Origin of the sequence: Variovorax sp. Varisp85, assembly GCF_047304045.1 — a bacterium.
Lineage (GTDB): Bacteria > Pseudomonadota > Gammaproteobacteria > Burkholderiales > Burkholderiaceae_C > Variovorax.
Window position 1 is genome coordinate 16,314 of record NZ_JBGLYN010000071.1, and the last position, 19,488, is coordinate 35,801.

Below are 19,488 nucleotides of genomic sequence, written 5' to 3' on the forward strand. Positions count from 1 at the left end.
GTGCGTCCGCGCACAGTTCCTGGCATTTTGACGCACGATGTTTCAACCCGGCGCGCCTTCTCCGTGAAGCCGGACGATCAAGGCACGCATCCAGGCGACAGCGGGATCCCGTTGATACCGGCCGTGCCAGAACAGGTTGATCGCAATCTCGGGCAGCTTGGCCGGATGGCGCACATATGACAGACCGAAAGGCTCGACCAAAGCTTGGGCGAGCCGCTCTGGAACGGTCGCCACCAGGTCGGAGTCGTGCAGGATATGGCCGACCGCCACGTAGTGCGGCACAGTCAGCACGACCTTGCGATCGATCTTCTTGCGGACCAGGAATTCGTCCGCCTTGCCGTGGCCGGTTCCTTCCGAAACCACCACCACGTGGTCGGCCTGCGAAAACTCGCTCAAGGAAATTTGCCGCTTGTCCAGCGCGTGGCCGCGGCGAAACATGCAGACATAGTGCTGCTTGAACAATCGCCGCTGGAAATACCCGCCCTTGAGTTGCGGCAACAAGCCGATGGCCAGGGTGACGTGGCCGGACTCCATCTCGTCTTGAAGATTGACCGCCGTGTTGCGAACGGTGCTGAGCGAGAGACCTGGTGCCACGCGCGCCAGCTCCTTCATGAGCTTGGGCAGGAAATAGATCTCCCCGATGTCGGTCATGCCGATGGTGAAGGCGCGCGTCGACGTAGCGGGATCGAACGAACTGCGCTGGTTGATCGCGGCATGAATCGTTTGCAAGGCGCTCGCCGTCGGCTCGGCAAGCTGTTGTGCGAAGGGTGTCGGCTCCATGCCCTTGGGCGTTCGAAAGAACAAGGGGTCATCGGTCAGCTTGCGCAGGCGGGCCAGCGCGTTGCTCACCCCCGGCTGGGAAAGGCCGAGATTGGCCGCCACCTTCGACACCCGTCGATCGATGAGCAGTTGGTTGAACACAACCAGCAGGTTGAGGTCGATGTCCTTGAGCTCCACGGGCGGCTCCCATTCGCGAAATCTATATGAACTATTCGGCACATTCTATTGAACGATGAACCCGGAATATCGATCATTGCCGGACCGCGAGACACAAGCCGCACGACACGGCCGCACAGGAGAAAAACATGGATGACAAATCAGCGGTCTTCACACAGCAGATCCGGTGGGAAGACAAGGGCACCAGCCGCATCCCCTTCATGGCCTACACGGAGGCCGACCAGCACCGGCGTGAACTCGAGCGCCTTTTCTACCGAAGTCACTGGTGCTATGTCGGCCTGGAGGCCGAGATTCCGGAGGTTGGCGATTTCAAGCGCACGGTGGTCGGCGAACGCTCGGTGATCATGGTCCGGAACGCGGAGGACTCCATCAGCGTCGTGGAGAACGTGTGCGCACACCGGGGCATGCAGTTCTGCCGCGAGCGGCACGGCAACCGCAAGGCCAGCGGGTTCACCTGCCCGTATCACCAGTGGAATTACTCGCTCGGCGGTGACCTGCAGGGCGTGCCCTTTCGCCGCGGCGTCAAGCAAGACGGCAAGGTCAACGGCGGGATGCCCGCGGACTTCAAGCCGGCCGATCACGGCCTCAACAAGCTCAAGGTCGCCATGCGCGGCGGCGTGGTGTTTGCATCGTTCGATCCCGACGTTGAATCGCTCGAGGACTTCATGGGCCCGGAAATCCTGGGCTACTTCGACCGGCTGTTCAACGGCCGAAAACTGAAGATCCTCGGCTACAACCGCCAGCGCATTCCCGGCAACTGGAAGCTGATGCAGGAGAACATCAAGGACCCGTACCACCCGGGCCTGCTGCATACGTGGTTCGTGACCTTCGGCCTCTGGCGCGCCGACAACAAGTCGCAGCTCAAGATGGATCGGCACCACCGGCATGCCGCGATGATTTCAACGCGCGGTGCGAGCGGCAAGGCCGACGAGGTCACCCAGGTGTCCAGCTTCAAGGAAAGCATGCAGCTCAACGACCCGCGCTTCCTGGACATCGTGCCCGAGCCCTGGTGGGGCGGTCCGACGGCCGTGATGATGACGCTGTTCCCGAGCGTGATCTTCCAGCAGCAGGTCAACAGCGTTTCGACACGCCACATCCAGCCGAGCGGGCCCGGCGCCTTCGATTTCGTATGGACCCATTTCGGATTCGAGGACGACACCGAAGAAATGACGCAGCGCCGGCTGCGCCAGGCCAATCTTTTCGGGCCCGCCGGCTTCGTATCGGCGGACGACGGAGAAGTGATCGAGCTTTCGCAAAAAGGCTTCGAACAGAAACCTTTCCACCGCACGCTCGCCGAGCTCGGGGGGCGCGAAGTCGGCGACACGGACCACATGGTCACCGAGACCCTGATACGGGGCATGTACGAGTACTGGCGCAAGGTCATGGAGGCTTGAGATGAACTTCCAGGACTACTTCGACCTGACCCAGCTCTACGCGCGCTACGCCCAGGCGGTGAGCTCCGGCGAATGGGAACTCTGGCCCGAATTCTTCACGGAGGACTGCAGCTATCGCCTGCAGCCGCGCGAGAACTACGACCGCGGCTTTCCGCTTGCAACGCTGTCGTTCGAGAGCAAGGGAATGCTGAAGGACCGCGTCTACGGCATCCGCGAGACCTTGTTCCACGACCCCTACTACCAGCGCCACATGGTCGGCACGCCGGTCGTGCTGAAGGCCGAGGCGGACCGCTTCGAATGCGAGGCCAACTATGCGGTGTTCCGCACCAAGCTGTCCGAACTCTCGAGCGTCTTCAGCGTGGGGCGCTACATCGACGTCGTCGTTCGCACCGCGGAGGGGCTGAAGTTCGCCTCGCGCCAGGTCATCTACGACAGCGAAATGATCCCCAACTCCGTCATCTATCCCCTTTGAGGTCAGCCATGAGCGATTCCCAATGGACCGACGCCGCACCCGTCGACGAGGTGCCCACCGACGATGTCATCGGCATGCGGATCGGTGGCCGCGACATCGCGCTGTACAACGTGGACGGCCAGATCTACGCGACCGACAACGTGTGCACACACGGCCATGCCCGCCTGTGCGAGGGCTTTCTGGAAGGGCACGAGATCGAGTGCCCGCTGCACCAGGGCAAGTTCGACGTCCGCGACGGAAAGCCGACCTGCGCTCCCGTCACGGAGGCGATCCGCTCGTACCCCGTGAAGATCGACGCGGGTCGCGTGTTCCTCTCGCTGGACTGAACCCGTGAACGCCGAAACCATCGTCATCGTGGGGGCCGGCCAGGCCGGCGGCTGGGCCGCGCAAACGCTGCGCAGCGAAGGTTTCGCGGGCCGCGTGGTCCTGATTGGCGACGAGCCCCATCGCCCCTACGAACGCCCGCCGCTGTCCAAGGCGGTGCTCTCCGGAGACGCGCATGCGGACACCACGCATCTACTGAAACCGGAGGCCTTCGATGCGCTCGGCATCGACTGGCGGCCGAACATCGGTGCGACCTTCATCGACAGGACTGCGAAGCAGCTTCACCTGACGCGTGGAGAACATGTCTCGTACGACAAGCTGATTCTCTGCAACGGCGGACGGGCGCGCCGGCTGGGCATCCCGGGCGCGGATCTGCCCGGCGTCTTCGTCCTGCGCAGCATCGAGGATGCAGCGGCGCTCGGCGGCGCGCTGTCTGCCGGCAAGCGGCTGCTCGTCGTCGGAGGCGGCTGGATCGGACTCGAAGTGGCCGCAACGGCCAGGAAGAAGGGCCTGGACGTGACCGTCGTGGAAGCCATGGGCCGGCTGTGCGAGCGCACCGTTCCGCCGGAGATTTCCGACTACTTGCTGCAACTGCACACCGCCCACGGCGTCGATGTCCGGCTCGGCACTGGGATCGAGCGCCTGGCGCAAGGCACGCAAGGCGGCCTGACGGCCTCATTCGGCGACGGGCGCGAACTCGCGTGCGACGCGGTCCTCATCGGTGTCGGCCTGATTCCCAACGACGAGCTCGCACGCGAGGCAGGCCTGGCATGCGATGGCGGCGTGCTGGTCGATTCGCAATGCCGCTCATCGGATCCCGACATTCTTGCCGCGGGCGATGTGGCCACATGGCACTGCGAATGGGCAGGCCGAAGGATGCGGCTCGAGTCCTGGCAGAACGCCCAGGAGCAAGGCATCGCCGCCGCGCGCGCCGCACTCGGCACCACGGTGAACCATCAGCCGCTGCCGTGGTTCTGGTCCGACCAGTACGACGTCAACCTCCAGATCTACGGCATGCCCACGTCCGCGCACCGCGTGGTCGTGCGCGGCGACCGGAACTCCGGCAGCTTCGTGATGTTCTTCCTCGACGCCGACAAGGTCGTCGCGGCGCTGGGCCCCAACGCCGCGCGCGACCTGCGCTTTGCGCGGCGGCTGATCGAGCGCCGCACCAGCGTCGACGCGGCACAGCTCGCCGACCTCCAGGTGCCGCTTGCGAAGCTTTGAGACAGCCCCGAATGCGAGTCCGCTTTCAACCTCCATCTCCTCCAACATCATGACCACTACCTATCTTTGGACTCCTGCTGCCGTTCCCTCCCTGCCGGTACGCGGCAAGACGGAGCGCTTGCCCGTCAACCGCCTGTTCTTCGTCGGCCGCAACTATCACGCCCACGCCGTCGAGATGGGCCGCCCGGTCGACAAGTCGGTGGAGGTGCCGTTCTATTTCACCAAGAGCCTGCCGACGCTGGTGGAATCCGGCGCCACCGTGGCCTATCCACCCGGCACGCAGAACTACCACTTCGAGATGGAGCTGGTGCTCGTCGTCGGAGCCCCCGGCTTTCGCGTCAGCCGCGCCGACGCGCACAAGCTGATCTACGGCTACGCCTGCGGCCTGGACATGACGCGGCGCGACCTGCAGCTCGTGGCCCGCGACAAGGGCCGGCCCTGGGACCTCGGCAAGGACGTGGAGCAGTCGTCGGTGGTGTCCGAGGTCGTCCCCATGGCCGGGACGGTGCTCGCGCAGGGTGCGCTCGCGCTGAGCGTGAACGGCCAGGAGCGCCAGCGCTCCGATCTTTCCAAGCTGATCTGGAACATCCCCGAACTGATCGAGGACCTTTCGAAGTTCTACCACCTGCAGCCCGGCGACCTGATCTTCACGGGCACGCCGGAAGGCGTGGGCGCGCTCCAGCCGGGCGATCGCATCGAAGGCAGCGTTGCCGGCGTGGGCGAGATCACGCTCACGGTCGGCCCCGCCGAGTGAAGCGCAAGCCAACGCAGCACTTCTCCCGGTAAACGATACAGCGACCGACGCGCCATGCGAGCGCTCGTTGCAGCGGTCCCCACGAAGGAACTTCCATGACAGTCGACACCGTACCCTCCCCCGTGCGCCTGAAGGCCGTCGCGGGTCCGGGCCAACCCGAGCCCAGCCCCGCGCTCGAGCAGCTCTACAGGGGCTTCGAAAGCGAGCTGCTCGTTCCGTTGTGGACGGAGATCGGCGACCTGATGCCGCGGCACCCGCGCAGCAAGGCGGCGCCCCATCTCTGGCGCTGGGATCGGCTGGTCGAACTGGCCAGCGAGGCCGGCCGCATCGTGCCCGTGGGCCGCGGTGGCGAGCGGCGCGCCATTGCGCTGGCCAATCCGGCGCTCGGCGGCAGGCCGTTTGCCACACCCACGCTGTGGGCAGCCATTCAATACCTGATGCCGGGCGAGGATGCACCGGAGCATCGCCACTCGCAGCACGCGTTCCGCTTCGTCGTGGAGGGTGAAGGCGTGTGGACCGTGGTCAACGGCGATCCGGTGCGGATGTCCCGCGGCGACTTCCTGCCGCAGGCCGGATGGAACTGGCATTCCCATCACAACGCGGCCAGCGCGCCCATGGCCTGGATCGATGGACTGGACATTCCGTTCTCGTACTACACGGAGTCGCAGTTCTTCGAGTTCGGGCGCGAGCGCGTCAGCACCACCGAAAAGACCACGCCGGAGCGCTCGCGCTCGGAGCGCCTGTGGGGACACCCGGGCTTGCGTCCGCTGTCGCAGCCGGAGGCGCCGGCCGCCACGCCGCTCTTGGCCTACCGCTGGGTCGATACCGACCGCGCCCTGGCCGACCAGCTGGCGCTGGAGGATGAGGGTCATCCCGCCACATTGAGCCCGGGCCACGCGGCGGTTCGCTTCACGAACCCGAGCAACGGCCACGATGTGCTGCCCACCATCCGCACCGAGATGCACCGCATCCGGAAGGGGGCAAGCACGCTGACGCAGCGCGAGGTCGGATCGTCGGTCTACCAGGTGTTCGAAGGCAGCGGCACGGTGAAGGTGGGCGAGCGGCAATGGAGCGTCAAGCGCGGCGACATGTTCGTCGTGCCGTCGTGGCAGCCCTTCACGGCCCACTGCGACGCGGCCAGCCCCGCAACGCTCGACCTCTTCCGCTTCAGCGACGGGCCGATCTTCGAAGCGCTGCACGCGCACCGAACGCAGATGGGCGACTCGGCGTAGCCGCTCCGCAGCCCACTGTTTTCCGGATCTCAGCGCCCGCTCGAGCCGACAGCCGTCGCGCCGTTGTGCTCGGCCGCGTGCGCACCACTTTTTCATTCCAAACCAACCAGAGACAAGACATGACGATACCCACTCCCCCTCTCCGTCGAACCGGCCTGGTTCTGGCCGCCCTTGTCTGCGCGGGCGCCAGCCATCTCGCGGCGGCCGCGACCATCGGCATCATGGCGCCGCTGTCCGGCCCCGTCGCGATCGTCGGACAGGACCAGGTCGACGGCTTCATGCTCGCGGTCGAGCAGCTCGGCGGCAAGCTGGGTGGGCAACCGGCCACGGTGCTCAAGGAAGACGACCAGCTCAAGCCGGAGATCGGGAGCCAGATCGTGCGCAAGTTCATCGACAAGGACAAGGTCGACGCCATCGTCGGCTTGAGTTTTTCCAACGTCATGATGGCCAGCCTGCCGCGCATCGCGGAGTCCGGCGTCGTCGCCATCGCCACCAACTCAGGCCCGTCTCCGCTGGCCGGCGCGGGTTGCAAGCCCAATGTGTTCTCGACCGCCTGGCAGAACGACGGCGCCGCCGAAGCCATGGGCAAGTTCGCGCAGGACAAGGGCGTGAAGAAGGTCTACCTGATGGCACCGAACTACCAGGCCGGCAAGGACATGCTGGCCGGCTTCAAACGCTACTTCAAGGGCCAGGTCGTCGAGGAGGTCTACACCCAGGTCAACCAGCCCGACTATTCCGCCGAACTCGCGCAGCTGCAGGCGGCCAGGCCCGATGCCGTCTTCGTGTTCTATCCCGGCGGCATGGGCGTGAACTTCATCAAGCAGATGGCGCAGGCAGGCCTGATGGGCAAGCTGCCGCTCTACTCGGTGTTCACTGTCGACAGCACCACGTTGCCCGCATTGCGCGATGCGGCCGTGGGCAGCATCAGCGGCGCGATGTGGGATGCGGCGCTGGACACGCCCGAGAGCAAGAAGTTCGTGGCCGACTTCGAGGCCAGGTACAAGCGCACACCCAGCGCGTACGCCGCAACCGCCTACGACGCGGCCAACATCCTGAACATCGCGCTGGGCAAGGCCAAGGCCGGAGACAGCAAGGCGCTGGCAGCCGCCGTCAAGGCTGCGGGCAGCGAAGTGAAGTCGGTGCGAGGGCCCTTCGCCTTCAACAACAACAATCTGCCGGTGCAGAACTACTACGCGTTCGAGACCGTGAAGAACGGCAGCAGCGTCACCGGCAAGCTGCTGGCGACACCGCTGCCCAGGCAGGTCGACGCCTATCACGCGCAGTGCGCGCTGAAGTAATCCCATGAGCAGCACTGTCGTTCTTGCCCAGTTGCTCAACGGGCTCCAGTACGGGGTCCTGTTGTTCCTGCTGGCGGCGGGGTTGACGCTGGTCTTCGGCATCATGAGCTTCGTCAACTTGGCGCACGGCTCGCTGTACATGATGGGCGCCTACTTCGCGGCGACGGCCTTCCAGTACACGGGATCGTTCGGATGGGCCGTCGCAGCGGCCATGGGCGGCTCGCTGCTGCTGGGCCTGGCGCTCGAGTTCGTGGCCGTGTCGCGGTTGTATCGGCGGGACCACCTCGACCATGTGCTGGCCACCTTCGGCCTCGTGCTGTTCTTCAACGAACTGGTGCGCATCATCTGGGGTTCGCAGCCCGTCTTCCTGCAGGTGCCCGAGTTTCTCAGCGAGGCCATCGACATCGGCGGGTTCAGCTATCCCTCTTACCGGATCGCCATCATCGGGGTCGGTCTGGTCGTGGCGATCGGCTCCTGGCTGCTGATCAACAAGACCAAGGTCGGCATGCTGATTCGCGCCGGCGCCGTCAATCCCGCCATGGTGGCCGCGCTCGGCGTGAACATTCGCCTGCTCAACGCGATGCTCTTCGCCGTCGGCGCGATGCTGGCGGGGCTCGCTGGTGCGATGGCCGGACCGATCTTGTCGGTTCAATCGGGCATGGGCGAGTCGGTCCTCATCACGACGCTGGTGGTCATCGTCATCGGCGGCATCGGTTCCGTGACCGGGGCCCTTTATGCCGCGCTGATCGTCGGCATCGTCGACACCATGGGCCGCGTGTTCCTGCCCTTCCTGCTGCGCCAGTTGACCGAGCGTTCCTTTGCCGATGCAGCCGGACCCGCGCTGGCTTCGATGCTGGTCTATCTGCTCATGGCCGTGGTGCTCGCCTGGCGTCCCCAAGGTCTTTTCCCAGCCAAGAGGTAGTCCCGTGACCACACTTCTCTCACGCCCGAGCACCTGGATTCCGCTGCTGGTGCTGCTGTTGCTCGCGAGTGTGCCCTTCGTGGCGCAAGCCGCCGGGCAGACCTTCTACATCGCCTTCTTCGCGCGCATCATCATCTATGCGATTGCTGCTTGCGCACTCAATATTGCGCTGGGTTACGGCGGCCTGGTGAGCTTCGGCCACTCGCTGTTTCTCGGGCTCGGCGCCTACGCGGTCGGACTCGCGTCGTTCCACGGTGTCGGCAGCGGCTGGGCCCACCTGCTGCTTTGCCTCGGCGTGTGCGGCCTGGTCGCACTGGTCACCGGTGCGATCAGCCTTCGCACCAGCGGCATTGCCTTCATCATGATCACGCTGGCCTTTGCGCAGATGGGCTACTTCCTGTTCGTCAGCCTGAAGAACTATGGCGGCGACGATGGCCTCTCGATCGCTCTGGGCAGCCGCTTCGGGCCGATAGACCTGTCGTCCGCAACCAGTGTCTATGTCGCGGCGTTCATCGTGCTGGTGTTCTCGATCTGGTGGCTGGCGCGCCTGCGCGTTGCGCCGTTCGGCATGGTGATTCGCGGGGCGAAACAGAACGCGCGCCGGGTGAGTGCCGCGGGCATTCCCGTGGTTCGATACCAACTGTTGGCCTATGTGATGTCCGGCATGCTGTGCGGCGTGGCGGGCCTGCTGCTGGCCAACCTCAACGCCTTTGCGTCACCCAGCACGCTCGCCTGGTCCGTCTCGGGCGAACTGATCGTCATCGTCGTCATCGGGGGCCTGGGGTCGGTTTTCGGACCACTCTTGGGGGCATTGGTTTTCCTTGGCCTGGAAGAAGTGCTGAAGGGTTTCACCGAGCACTGGATGGTCATCTTCGGGCCGCTGATCGTGCTGGTTGCACTGCTCGGCAAACGAGGCATCGTCGGTTTGCTGGAGCGTTTCGATGCACGGCCACCGCCGATGGCATCAACGCCGATGCCTGTCGATGACGCAGTCACTGCCCGCAATACGATCCCCGCAGCGAAAGGGTCCACATGATGACGAGCGTCCTTCGCACCAACTCTCTTACCAAGCGCTTCGGCGCGCTGCTTGTCACCGACTCGGTGTCGCTCGACATCCGTGAAGGTGAGCTTCACGCGATCATCGGCCCCAACGGCGCCGGCAAGACGACCCTCATCAACCAGCTGTCGGGCGAGCTGGGCGCGGACAGCGGCAGCGTGTGGTTCGGCGGCGCCGATGTCTCCGCGCTGCCCATCCACGAACGTGCCCAGCGCGGCCTGCTGCGGTCCTACCAGATCACGTCGATCTTCGAGGACTTCAGCGTGATCGACAACGCGACCTTCGCTGCGCTTGCCTCGCGCCGGCATGCATTCCGTTTCTGGCAGCCCATGGCCGCGGACCGCCAGGCGCGAGAGTGCGCCGAAGAGGCCCTTGCCGCCACCGGGTTGGCAAACCGCTTCCATGTGGCGGCCGGTGACCTCGGCTACGGCGAGCGGCGCCAGCTCGAGTTGGCGATGAGCCTGGCGGCCGGGCCCAGGTTTCTACTGCTCGACGAGCCCATGGCCGGCATGAGCGTGCAGGAATCCACCAGCGTCATCGCACTGCTGCAGCGGCTCAAGCGCCAGTACACGATCTTGCTGGTCGAGCACGACATGGACGCGGTGTTCGCGTTGGCCGATCGCATCAGCGTGCTGGTCTACGGAAAGATCCTGTTCACCGGCACGCCGGAAGAGATCCGGAACCATCCGGAAGTACGGGCTGTTTACCTGGGTGAAGAAGAGGCCGAAGCATGAACGAATTCCTCTCCGTCAAGGGCTTGCAGGCCTCATACGGCCATGCACAGGCGCTGTTCGATATCTCCTTCGAGGTCGGTACGGGCGAGGTGGTCACCCTGCTCGGGCGCAACGGCATGGGCCGCTCGACCACGGTCAAGTGCCTGTTCGGCATGCTGCCCGTCGCGTCCGGCAGCATCTGGGTGGGCGGCACCCGAGTCGACAACCTGCCTTCGCACCGCATCGCGCGCCACGGACTCGCGTTGGTGCCCGAAGGCCGGCAGGTTTTTCCCAACCTCACCGTCGAAGAGAACCTGGTCGCCACTGCGCGCGACAACAAGAAAGGAAGCGGCCCGCGGTGGAATCTGCACCGCGTCTACGAGTTCTTTCCTCGCCTGAAGGAACGGCGCGGCAATCTCGGCTCTCAGCTCTCGGGCGGCGAACAGCAGATGCTGGCGATCGGCCGCGCACTGATGACAAACCCTTGCTTGCTGGTACTCGACGAAGCCACCGAAGGCCTGGCGCCCTTGATCCGCAACGAGATCTGGCGTTCGCTCGCAGATCTCAAGCGCGATGGGCTGTCGCAGATCGTCATAGACAAGAATGTCAAGTCCTTGCTGAACCTGGCGGACCGGCATTTCGTGATCGAAAAAGGGCGGGTGGTCTGGCAAGGCAACTCCATCGATCTGCGAGGCCAGCCTCAGATCGTCCACCAGTATCTCGGCGTATAGCGGGGCGCCGCTGCAACGTTGCTGCGAGTGGGCCCGTCACGCCCGATTGCCGCCCAACTCGCTGACGATGAAGTCCCGCAGCCACTTGTTGGCCGGATCGCGGTGATAGCGGTCGTGCCAGTAAAGGGCGACCTCGAACTCGGGAATCGGCAGCGGATGCGGCTTGATCACGAGCGGGAAGTGCACCGCGAGTCGTTGCGCAAGGACCTGCGGCACAGACCACAGCAAATCGGTCTGGATGACAAAGTGCGGCGCAGCCATGTATTGCGGCATGCGCATCCTGATCCGATGGCGTGCGCCCGCATCGATGAGCGCGCGCTCCAGCATGAGGTGTCCGCTGCCCGAATACTCGACCAGCAGATGGTCGCTTTCGCTGAAGAGTTCCGGTGTGAGTTCCTGCTGCTCCAGCGGATGACCCGCGCGCATGACACAGACATAGTGCTGCGTGAACAACACCCGGCGATGAATGCCGCTTTCCAGTGACGGAAGGAACCCCAGCGCGAGATCCATCTGGCCGTTGGCCATTCCGCTCAATGTCTCGGCAATGGGCTTGAACACGGTCTTCAGGCGGATGCCGGGTGCGGGCTGCTGCAGCGCCGCAAAGATCCTTGGAAGACACACGACCTCGCCGATGTCACGTGTGCGAACAGTGAACACGCGCCGTGCACTGGAAGGCTCGAACTTCGCGCGCTCGGCGTGCGTCTTGCGCACCATGGTCAGCGCATCCAGCAGCTCGGTCGCAAGCTCGGCAGCCAGCGGCGTCGGCTGCATCTTCCGTCCTACGAGCGTAAAGAGCGGATCGTCGTACTCGGCCCGCATGCGCTTCAAGGCGCTGCTCACCGCAGCCTGAGTCAAGCCGAGACGCTCGGCAGCCACCGTCACCGACCGGTCACGCCAGAGTGCTTCGAATGCATAGAGAAGATTCAGATCCTTCATGCGGTCTCCGGCCATCAAATCAATTTGATTTATACAACTGATTCATTGAATCAGTATGGATTAATAAGAAGGTCGACAGCAAAATCAAAAAAACTACAGGAGACAAGCGTGAGTACACCTGCCCACGTCGTCGGCATGATCGGCATCGGACAGCTCGGACTGCCGATCGCCGTCAATCTCATGCGGGCCGGCTACAGAGTCGTCGGCTACCGGCGCACGGACCGCGAAGCATTCGTCAGGCATGGCGGAGAAGCGCTGCACAGCCCGGCGGAGGTGACACGCCTGGCGGATTTCGTGTTGTTGTGCTTGCCCGGACCGCAGGCGCAACTCGAGGTGCTGCAAGGAGAACAAGGCGTATTGAGTGCACTGACGCCCGGCAAGGTGGTTCTCGAGATGGGCACCTATACGCGTGACTTCAAGCTCGAACAGGAGAGGCGAGTTGCCGCATGCGGCGCCCGGATGCTCGAAGTGGAGGTCAGCGGCTCCCCTCCCCTGGTCGCCGCTCGCCGTGCAGCCCTCTACGTAGGCGGCGACGAAGAGCTGTTCGAACGCAGCAAGCCTTTGCTCGAGGCGATCACCGCCAATCATTTCCATCTGGGCGAGCTGGGCTCCGCCGTCGCGATGAAGCTGATCGCGAACCACTTGGTGGCCGTGCACACACTGGCGGCCGCCGAGGCCATGAACATGGGCGTGCGCGCCGGGTTCAATGCGCATCGCCTGGCCGAGGTCATCAGCCAAGGGGCAGGCAACTCGACGATGTTTTCGATCCGCGCACCGATGATGGCCGCCCGCGAGTTCTCACCGGCACCCGGACCTTTCACCACCCTCGAAAAATATCTGCGCATGGGCGCAGAACTTGCCGAAAAACTGGGGTGCGCCACGCCGTTGCTTTCAGCTGCAACGCCCTATTTCTTCCGTGCCATCGAGGAAGGCATGGGCGACGAGGACATCGCCGCCGTCCTCAAAGTTGTCGAGCGCAACTCGACCCCCGTTCGTTCCACTCCAGACCTCTCATGATCATCGAACAACGCACCTACGAACTCAAGCCGGGTTCGCTGCCCGAGTTCCTTTCGGGCTACGAAGCCGAAGGATTCCCGCTGCAGCAGGCGGCACTGGGCCGCCTCATCGGGTACTTCGTCACCGAAGTTGGCGAGCTGAACCGCATCGTGCAACTGTGGGGGTTCGACTCCTACGAAGACCGCATTTCCCGGCGCGCCGCACTCTCCGCCAATCCGCAATGGCGCAGCTTTCTCGGAAAGACAGCCGCCCTGGTGCTGCGACAGCGCAGCGAATTGTTGACCCCGACGAACTTCTCGCCGATCCGCTAGGAGGCTCCGATGATCCGCTCGTTGCTGCAAGTGGGCATGACCGTTCCCGAACTCGAGGTAGGTCGCGCCTTCTACGAACTCTTCGGCCTGGGGGCGCGGGTCTCCGGCGACGACCTGGTGTTCCGCTGCGAAGGGAGCGCCCAGGAGCTTTTGCGCCTGATGCCCGGAACGCGCAAGAAGTTGAGCTACGTCTCGCTCGGCACCAATGCGCCGGGCATGGCGTCGCTGATGGCCAACCTCCAGCGCCATGACGTGGCCATCGCCGGAAGCCCCTTCGGCCCAATGGGGGGTATCTGGTTTCGTGACCCGCATGGCGACTGGCTCAATGTGCAAGTGGCGGAACCGCTGCCATCGGACGCCGCGGCCCCGGCCGAGATCAACGCGCCCGGACGCTACCGCCGTATCGGCACTCGCGCATGCGACCCCTCTTCGCAACAGAAAAAGGCGCGGCCGCGGCGCATGGGCCACCTGATCAAGTTCTCTCCCGACGTGGACAGATCGGTCGCGTTCTACACCGAAGTACTGGGCATGAAGGTCTCGGACCGAGCGGGCGACGTTCTGGCCTTCCTTCGCGGCAGCGCGGGCGGCGACCACCATATCGTGGCCTTTGCCAAGAGCACCCATACGGGGCTGCACCATCTGAGCTTCGAGGTCGGAGACATCGACGAGATCGAGATCGGCGCACAGACGCTGCTGCGCGCGGGATACAAGGACGGCTTCGGTCTGGGGCGACACGTGGGCGGCTCGAATTACTTCCATTACATCCGCGATCCCTGGAACAGCCTGGCCGAATACTTCTGGGACATCGACGTGATCCCCGAGGACGACAGCGCGTGGATTTCCATGGACGTCACGCCGCAAGAGGTGACGGCAGTCTGGGCGACCACACCGCCGCCGCCCGAGTTCGTCGTGAACTATGAAGAGCGTGATTGATGGACGCGCAGAACGGGAGCGCGCAGGACCTGCTGCGCACCATGCTCAACAAGCCGCTCTACGTCGCGCTTCGAAAGCCCGGCAATCTCGCACGAATGCCGGAACTGCTGGAGGCACATCTACGCTGGATGATCGCCGCGGAGCACCGCGGCGAGCTGTTTGCTTCCGGACCTTTCGCGGATGACGCGAGTGCCCCCGGCGCGCTCGGCGGCATGACGATCGTGCGCGCCACGTCCGTCTCGCATGCGCGGGACATCCTGTCGACCGACCCCTTCGTGAAAGAGGGCGTCGTGACGCTCGACATCAAGAAATGGCTGCTGATGGAGGGCAGCCTCTCCATCACCGTGCGGCTCTCCGATCAGTCTGCTCGTCTTCTCTAGGACTTCTTCGATGACCATTCATCTTCCGCGCCGGCGCGCGCTTCTCGGATTGGCCGCAGGCATGGCAGCGGGCCTGGGCAATGCCCAGCAGCCACCGCGTGACCTGCGAATTCTTGTGGGCTATCCACCAGGCGGAGCGACCGACGTGATGGCGCGCCTGATCGCGCAAAACATGCGCGAGCGCTCTATCGGCAATGTCATCGTCGACAACCGCGCCGGAGCCGGCGGACGGGTTGCCCTCGACGCGGCGCGGCGTGCGCCGAGCGACGGCACCACCGTTGTCATGACGCCCGACTTCCCCTTGACGATTTTTCCGCACCTTTATCGCAAGTTGAGCTACGCGCCCTTGACCGACTTTGCTCCCGTCGCGATTTGCGGTGTCTCGGAGTTCGCGTTGTGCGTCGGCCCTGCCGTCCCGCGGCAGATCGGCACCGCTGGAGACTTTCTTGCCTGGTGCAAGGCGAACCCGCGACAGGCGCTCTATGCATCGCCATCACCCGGGTCCACGCCCCATTTCGCAGGCTTGATGCTCGCCCGCGCATCGCGCGTCGATTTGACGCATGTCTCCTACAAAGGCGGCTCACAGGCTATTCAGGATCTGCTGGGCGGTCAGGTTCCGGCCAGCATCAATCCGGTGGCCGAGGTGTTGCCCTACCTGGAAAGCGGTCGCCTGCGCGCCCTTGCGACCACTGGCGCGGAGCGATCGCCGTTTCTCCCCGGTGTTCCGACGCTGCGGGAAAGCGGCTATGCCGATGTGGTCGCGCGCAGTTGGATAGGCTTGCTGGCACCGGCGGGCATCCCCGCCGCTGCGATCAGCGCCATGGAACAGGGCGTCGGCGAGGCCCTCCGCAAGGACACCGTCATCCAGGGGTTTGCAAAGTTCGGCATATCGGTCGATCTGCAAACTGGCGGCCGCTTCCGAGCCGTGCTTCGAGAGGACACCGACCGTTGGGCTTCCGTCGTCAAGGCATCGGGTTTCACGATCGACGAATGAGCGCAGTCACGCCATCCCAGAACCACCACATCCCATGAAATACCAACTGTTCTCGTACCTCGTTGCAAACGCCGCCCGCAGCGGCATCGTCGTCGATGGACGATGGATCGACCTCGGCGCAGCAGCACAGCAGGCGGGTGCGAGCGAACTCGCCGGCGTATCGATTGGCAATCTGCTCGAGCGCTGGTCCGAAGCCCACGCACGGCTCTCCCGTCTGGCGCGCTTGATCGCGGCGGACCGGGGTGCCTTTTCCGGGCAGGCGATCGATGCCGAACGCGCAACTCTGCTCGCGCCTCTTACCCATCCTGGGGCGATCTACGGTGCCGGCGCCAACTACCGGGATCATGTCGAGGCGATGGCCCGCGCGTTCGACATGAAGCTGGTGCTCGACCCCAAGGCCGCGGGCGTGCCCCCGTGGCATTTTCTGAAGGGTGGCCGCGCCAACCTCTCCGGCCATCGCGAGACAGTGCAATTCCCGGCCAACACACAGAGACTGGATTGGGAAGCAGAGCTGGCCGTCGTCATCGGACGGCGGGCCAGGGCCGTTTCGGTGCACGCTGCACTCGACCACGTGGCCGGCTACATGTGCGCCAACGACCTGTCCGCGCGAGACGCGCTCGTGCGCGAGGCGGTAGACGCGACATCGCCATTCCGCTTCGACTGGATAGGCCACAAGTGTTTCGCCGGTTCCTGCCCGCTCGGTCCGGTCTTCACGCCCGCCGAGTTCGTCGCCTCCCCCGAGAACCTCGACATCAAGCTGTGGGTCAACGGCCAGCTCAAGCAAGACTCGAACACCCGCAATCACCTGTACGGCGTCGCCGACCAGATCGCCTATCTGAGCGAGCGGATGGATTTGCTCCCCGGCGACGTGATCCTGACCGGCACACCTGCCGGCGTCGGAATGGAGTCGGGCACCTTTCTCAAGCGTGGCGACGTCATGCGGGTCTGGATCGAAGGCCTGGGCGAGCTCGAGACCACGCTGAGCTGATCCCGGAAGCTCCACCTGTGAGGAGACATCATGAAAAAGACAATCAAGTACATCACTCTGACCCTCTGTATCGCGTCGGTCAGCTCGGCATCCCACGCCGATGTGAAAGTGGGCTTCCTGGCCACATTGAGTGGACCTTCCGCCGATGTCGGACGCGACCAGCTCGATGGCTTCAACCTTGCCCTTGAGCAGTTGGGCGGAAAACTCGGCGGCGCCCGCGTCATTCTCATCAAGGAGGATGACCAGCAAAAGCCGGAGGTGGCGCTCGGTGCGCTTTCAAAGCTGCTCGAGAAAGACAAGGTTGACGTCGTCACTGGCCTGACCTTCGCCAACATCGTGATGGCACTGCAAAGCAAGATCGGAGCGACGGACGTGCCGTTCCTCGGTTCGGTCGCCGGCGTCTCTGCTGCAGCCGGCGCGCAGTGCAAGTCGAATCTCTTCGTGACCTCATGGCAAAGCGACGTGCCAGCGGAAGCCATGGGCAAGTACCTGATGGACAAAGGCGTCAAACGCATCAGCGTGATGACCCCGAACTTCGTGGGCGGCAAGGACAAGATATCCGGCCTCAAACGGTTCTACAAAGGCGAGATCGTGGACGAGGTCTACACGCCGCTGAACCAGCTGGATTTTTCGGCCGAACTCACACGCTTGAGCGCATCGCGGCCCGAAGCGGTATTCGCCTTTTATCCGGGCGGGCTCGGCGTGACTTTCATGCGGCAGTATCAACAGGCAGGCCTGCTCGGGAAGATTCCACTCTATACGACCAACACGATCGAGGGCACCTCGATCACGGCGATGGGAGCTGCCGCCATTGGCGCTATCACGGCCGATACCTGGTCCCCGGGCAGTCCCGGGGCCGAATCACGCCAATTCGTCACAGCATTCGAAAAGAAATATGCACGCCTGCCCTCCGCGTACGCAGCTTTCAGCTACGACGCCGCTATGGCGCTCGATGTCGCTGTTGCTACGCTCAAGGGGGATGTTTCCAATCGCAAAGCGCTGACACGAGCGATTGCCACGACGCCATTCAAGTCCTTGCGCGGCGCATTCCGCTTTGGCTCGAACAACTATCCGGTCCAGAACTACCACGTGTTCGAGATCGCCAAGAGCTCCACAGGCAAGCCCGAATTCCGCTTGCTTGCAGAAAACGTCCTGCAGTCGCACGCGGACGCCTATGCATCGCTTTGTGTAGCCAAGTGATGCGCTGATCTGTCCGGTGCGTCTGCACCGGCAGCTTCCCCTCTCTCTTTGATACCGCCATCGGTGCGAAGCACCGATGAGGACGTCGTTCGCCTTTTTTCTCAACAACACAAGGAGACAAGCCATGAGAAGACAGATCATTAGAAAGAAATCGTTTGCGGCTGCTGCGACCTGCGCACTCGCGGTGAGCAGTTGGGCCCAGTCACCCAGTGTCAGCGGCCCCGCCACCGCACCCGATCAGGATGCGCGACGCGTTGAATCCGAAGCGCAATCGCGCGCACGCGCGGCATCGGCTTCCTCAGTCTCGCTCTATGGGCTCATCGACACTGGCGTCGAATACATCAGCAACGTAGGTCCCGGGGCCAACCGCCTGATTCGCATGCCGTCACTGACAGGCAGCCTGCCGTCTCGATGGGGCGTGCGCGGTGTCGAAGATCTCGGCGACGGCCTGCGCGGCGTCTTCGTGCTGGAGTCCGGTTTTGGACCGGATACCGGGTCACTGAACCAGGGTGGGCGCAGCTTCGGGCGCCAAGCCTTCGTGGGTCTCTCCGGAGGCTGGGGAACGGTGACGCTTGGGCGCCAGTACACCATGCTGTTCTGGTCGCTCCTGGACGCGGATGTCCTCGGTCCGAATGTCTACGGCAGCGGCTCGCTGGACGCCTACATTCCGAACGCGCGGGCAGACAACTCCCTTGTCTACCGCGGTACATTCGGCGGCCTCACACTGGGAGCGTCCTACAGCCTCGGGCGTGACACTGTGAATGCAGGCCCCAGCCCCGCGGGAACCAACTGTCCGGGTGAACGCGCAGATGACAGCAAGGCTTGCCGCGAATGGTCCGTCTTGCTGAAATACGATGCTGGAAAGTGGGGCGCGGCTCTCGCCGTCGACGAATTCCGCGGTGGTCCGGGAGCCTTCGCAGGTTTGACGAGCAGTGCTCTCAAAGACCGGCGCATTTCTGCCAACGGGTATGTGAAGTTGGGAGAAGGACAAATCTCTGCAGGCTTGATCCGACGAAACAACGATGCCAGTCCTCTTACGCCGCGAAGCGATCTCTGGTACGTTGGTGGGAGCTATCCAGTCTTGCCGACATTGACCCTCGATGCGCAAGTTTTTCGGCTCAGCTATGGAAACAGCCGAAACGGCGCAACCCTTGCTGCCTTGCGCGGAACCTACTACTTGTCAAAGCGCACAGCGATGTACGCGACAGTCGGACATATCTCCAATGACGGTAACCTGGCGATTTCCGTGAGCTCCGGGGCGACTGGAAGCAATCCGGTTGCGGGCGGCTCTCAGTCAGGTGTCATGCTCGGCTTGCGGCATTCGTTCTGAGCCAGGGCTCTCTCTTCGCAACACGCCATGCCGCCCAGCGCGGTCTGCGTTCCACCAAACTTGGAGAGCTAGTTGCGGCGCAAGGCTTGGCCGCCTCCCGCACGCTGCGCGGGGCGAGCGCGCGACAGCGTCTTCAACGGGCTCTCCCCGAAGGTCGCCTTGTAGTGCGCGCTGAACCGTAAGCGCGCGGTGATCCCGTCTTGAGCTTGGCCCTAGTGTCTATGACGATGGTGTCCACCAAGGATTGATCTGACCCCCGAAACCTGGACGAACTCGAGGGTTCGAAGTGACCAGGTACACAGAGAAGCAGAAGCTTGCGGC

General features: G+C 63.9%; 21 protein-coding genes and 1 pseudogene. 20 read left to right on the forward strand and 2 right to left on the reverse strand.

Annotated elements, in window-relative coordinates; translation table 11 throughout:
- Positions 1–42: 42 nt before the first annotated feature.
- Positions 43–957, reverse strand: a complete 915-nt coding sequence (locus ACCC97_RS23355; RefSeq protein ID WP_413335312.1) for a LysR family transcriptional regulator — start codon at positions 955–957, stop codon at positions 43–45.
- Between the two features lie 128 nt (positions 958–1,085).
- On the opposite strand from ACCC97_RS23355, the gene ACCC97_RS23360 reads away from it, so the two are divergent.
- From ACCC97_RS23360 to ACCC97_RS23415, 12 genes and pseudogenes are all read left to right on the forward strand, one after another.
- Complete coding sequence (locus ACCC97_RS23360; RefSeq protein ID WP_413335313.1) at positions 1,086–2,351, forward strand: aromatic ring-hydroxylating dioxygenase subunit alpha; 1,266 nt, start codon at positions 1,086–1,088, stop codon at positions 2,349–2,351.
- A gap of 1 nt (position 2,352) precedes the next feature.
- Positions 2,353–2,823: an aromatic-ring-hydroxylating dioxygenase subunit beta gene (locus tag ACCC97_RS23365; protein WP_413335314.1), complete on the forward strand. Its 471-nt coding sequence runs from the start codon at positions 2,353–2,355 to the stop codon at positions 2,821–2,823.
- 8 nt (positions 2,824–2,831) lie between these two features.
- The gene (locus ACCC97_RS23370; RefSeq protein ID WP_413335316.1) at positions 2,832–3,149 is read left to right on the forward strand and encodes a non-heme iron oxygenase ferredoxin subunit; all 318 of its coding nucleotides are present in this window, start codon (positions 2,832–2,834) and stop codon (positions 3,147–3,149) included.
- 4 nt (positions 3,150–3,153) lie between these two features.
- Positions 3,154–4,371 (forward strand): NAD(P)/FAD-dependent oxidoreductase, encoded by a 1,218-nt coding sequence (locus ACCC97_RS23375; protein ID WP_413335318.1) that lies wholly within the window; start codon positions 3,154–3,156, stop codon positions 4,369–4,371.
- Between the two features lie 49 nt (positions 4,372–4,420).
- Positions 4,421–5,125: a fumarylacetoacetate hydrolase family protein gene (locus ACCC97_RS23380; protein ID WP_413335320.1), complete on the forward strand. Its 705-nt coding sequence runs from the start codon at positions 4,421–4,423 to the stop codon at positions 5,123–5,125.
- 95 nt (positions 5,126–5,220) lie between these two features.
- On the forward strand, positions 5,221–6,357 hold the full coding sequence (locus ACCC97_RS23385) for a cupin domain-containing protein (RefSeq protein ID WP_413335321.1): 1,137 nt from the start codon (positions 5,221–5,223) through the stop codon (positions 6,355–6,357).
- 119 nt (positions 6,358–6,476) lie between these two features.
- On the forward strand, positions 6,477–7,655 hold the full coding sequence (locus ACCC97_RS23390) for an ABC transporter substrate-binding protein (protein ID WP_413335323.1): 1,179 nt from the start codon (positions 6,477–6,479) through the stop codon (positions 7,653–7,655).
- 4 nt (positions 7,656–7,659) lie between these two features.
- On the forward strand, positions 7,660–8,577 hold the full coding sequence (locus tag ACCC97_RS23395; protein WP_413335325.1) for a branched-chain amino acid ABC transporter permease: 918 nt from the start codon (positions 7,660–7,662) through the stop codon (positions 8,575–8,577).
- A 4-nt stretch (positions 8,578–8,581) separates the two neighbouring features.
- Positions 8,582–9,613, forward strand: a complete 1,032-nt coding sequence (locus ACCC97_RS23400; RefSeq protein ID WP_413335327.1) for a branched-chain amino acid ABC transporter permease — start codon at positions 8,582–8,584, stop codon at positions 9,611–9,613.
- Positions 9,614–9,681: 68 nt separating this feature from the next.
- Positions 9,682–10,128: pseudogene (locus ACCC97_RS23405) on the forward strand (ATP-binding cassette domain-containing protein); the annotation flags it as partial.
- A gap of 99 nt (positions 10,129–10,227) precedes the next feature.
- Complete coding sequence (locus tag ACCC97_RS23410; RefSeq protein ID WP_413335349.1) at positions 10,228–10,368, forward strand: hypothetical protein; 141 nt, start codon at positions 10,228–10,230, stop codon at positions 10,366–10,368.
- Entirely contained in the window at positions 10,365–11,078 is a 714-nt protein-coding gene (locus ACCC97_RS23415) for an ABC transporter ATP-binding protein (RefSeq protein ID WP_413335329.1), read from the forward strand. Before ACCC97_RS23410 ends, ACCC97_RS23415 begins: the two co-directional genes overlap by 4 nt.
- 36 nt (positions 11,079–11,114) lie before the next feature.
- Here ACCC97_RS23415 and ACCC97_RS23420 read toward each other — a convergent pair whose 3' ends face one another.
- The gene (locus ACCC97_RS23420) at positions 11,115–12,014 is read right to left on the reverse strand and encodes a LysR family transcriptional regulator (RefSeq protein WP_413335331.1); all 900 of its coding nucleotides are present in this window, start codon (positions 12,012–12,014) and stop codon (positions 11,115–11,117) included.
- A 45-nt stretch (positions 12,015–12,059) separates the two neighbouring features.
- Between ACCC97_RS23420 and ACCC97_RS23425 the strand changes: the two genes are divergently transcribed.
- From ACCC97_RS23425 to ACCC97_RS23460, 8 genes are all read left to right on the forward strand, one after another.
- Positions 12,060–13,031: an NAD(P)-dependent oxidoreductase gene (locus ACCC97_RS23425; protein WP_413335333.1), complete on the forward strand. Its 972-nt coding sequence runs from the start codon at positions 12,060–12,062 to the stop codon at positions 13,029–13,031.
- Positions 13,028–13,342 carry an NIPSNAP family protein gene (locus ACCC97_RS23430; protein WP_413335335.1) on the forward strand — a complete coding sequence of 105 codons (315 nt, stop codon included), beginning with the start codon at positions 13,028–13,030 and terminating at the stop codon, positions 13,340–13,342. Before ACCC97_RS23425 ends, ACCC97_RS23430 begins: the two co-directional genes overlap by 4 nt.
- Positions 13,343–13,351: 9 nt before the next feature.
- Complete coding sequence (locus ACCC97_RS23435; protein ID WP_413335337.1) at positions 13,352–14,275, forward strand: VOC family protein; 924 nt, start codon at positions 13,352–13,354, stop codon at positions 14,273–14,275.
- Positions 14,275–14,655: a YciI family protein gene (locus ACCC97_RS23440; RefSeq protein WP_413335339.1), complete on the forward strand. Its 381-nt coding sequence runs from the start codon at positions 14,275–14,277 to the stop codon at positions 14,653–14,655. Before ACCC97_RS23435 ends, ACCC97_RS23440 begins: the two co-directional genes overlap by 1 nt.
- Before the next feature lie 10 nt (positions 14,656–14,665).
- Positions 14,666–15,649, forward strand: a complete 984-nt coding sequence (locus tag ACCC97_RS23445) for a Bug family tripartite tricarboxylate transporter substrate binding protein (RefSeq protein WP_413335341.1) — start codon at positions 14,666–14,668, stop codon at positions 15,647–15,649.
- A 34-nt stretch (positions 15,650–15,683) separates the two neighbouring features.
- Positions 15,684–16,637, forward strand: a complete 954-nt coding sequence (locus tag ACCC97_RS23450; protein ID WP_413335343.1) for a fumarylacetoacetate hydrolase family protein — start codon at positions 15,684–15,686, stop codon at positions 16,635–16,637.
- 30 nt (positions 16,638–16,667) lie between these two features.
- The gene (locus ACCC97_RS23455; RefSeq protein WP_413335345.1) at positions 16,668–17,837 is read left to right on the forward strand and encodes an ABC transporter substrate-binding protein; all 1,170 of its coding nucleotides are present in this window, start codon (positions 16,668–16,670) and stop codon (positions 17,835–17,837) included.
- Positions 17,838–17,961: 124 nt separating this feature from the next.
- The gene (locus ACCC97_RS23460; RefSeq protein ID WP_413335347.1) at positions 17,962–19,167 is read left to right on the forward strand and encodes a porin; all 1,206 of its coding nucleotides are present in this window, start codon (positions 17,962–17,964) and stop codon (positions 19,165–19,167) included.
- Positions 19,168–19,488 lie beyond the last annotated feature (321 nt).

Coding starts and splice junctions, on each gene's coding strand:
- ACCC97_RS23395 (WP_413335325.1), top strand. CDS start 7,660: ATGAGCAGCACTGTCGTTCTTGCCCAGTTGCTCAACGGGCTCCAGTAC.
- ACCC97_RS23415 (WP_413335329.1), top strand. CDS start 10,365: ATGAACGAATTCCTCTCCGTCAAGGGCTTGCAGGCCTCATACGGCCAT.
- ACCC97_RS23410 (WP_413335349.1), top strand. CDS start 10,228: ATGGACGCGGTGTTCGCGTTGGCCGATCGCATCAGCGTGCTGGTCTAC.
- ACCC97_RS23420 (WP_413335331.1), bottom strand. CDS start 12,014: ATGAAGGATCTGAATCTTCTCTATGCATTCGAAGCACTCTGGCGTGAC.
- ACCC97_RS23430 (WP_413335335.1), top strand. CDS start 13,028: ATGATCATCGAACAACGCACCTACGAACTCAAGCCGGGTTCGCTGCCC.
- ACCC97_RS23365 (WP_413335314.1), top strand. CDS start 2,353: ATGAACTTCCAGGACTACTTCGACCTGACCCAGCTCTACGCGCGCTAC.
- ACCC97_RS23460 (WP_413335347.1), top strand. CDS start 17,962: ATGAGAAGACAGATCATTAGAAAGAAATCGTTTGCGGCTGCTGCGACC.
- ACCC97_RS23360 (WP_413335313.1), top strand. CDS start 1,086: ATGGATGACAAATCAGCGGTCTTCACACAGCAGATCCGGTGGGAAGAC.
- ACCC97_RS23450 (WP_413335343.1), top strand. CDS start 15,684: ATGAAATACCAACTGTTCTCGTACCTCGTTGCAAACGCCGCCCGCAGC.
- ACCC97_RS23390 (WP_413335323.1), top strand. CDS start 6,477: ATGACGATACCCACTCCCCCTCTCCGTCGAACCGGCCTGGTTCTGGCC.
- ACCC97_RS23455 (WP_413335345.1), top strand. CDS start 16,668: ATGAAAAAGACAATCAAGTACATCACTCTGACCCTCTGTATCGCGTCG.
- ACCC97_RS23440 (WP_413335339.1), top strand. CDS start 14,275: ATGGACGCGCAGAACGGGAGCGCGCAGGACCTGCTGCGCACCATGCTC.
- ACCC97_RS23445 (WP_413335341.1), top strand. CDS start 14,666: ATGACCATTCATCTTCCGCGCCGGCGCGCGCTTCTCGGATTGGCCGCA.
- ACCC97_RS23370 (WP_413335316.1), top strand. CDS start 2,832: ATGAGCGATTCCCAATGGACCGACGCCGCACCCGTCGACGAGGTGCCC.
- ACCC97_RS23435 (WP_413335337.1), top strand. CDS start 13,352: ATGATCCGCTCGTTGCTGCAAGTGGGCATGACCGTTCCCGAACTCGAG.
- ACCC97_RS23385 (WP_413335321.1), top strand. CDS start 5,221: ATGACAGTCGACACCGTACCCTCCCCCGTGCGCCTGAAGGCCGTCGCG.
- ACCC97_RS23380 (WP_413335320.1), top strand. CDS start 4,421: ATGACCACTACCTATCTTTGGACTCCTGCTGCCGTTCCCTCCCTGCCG.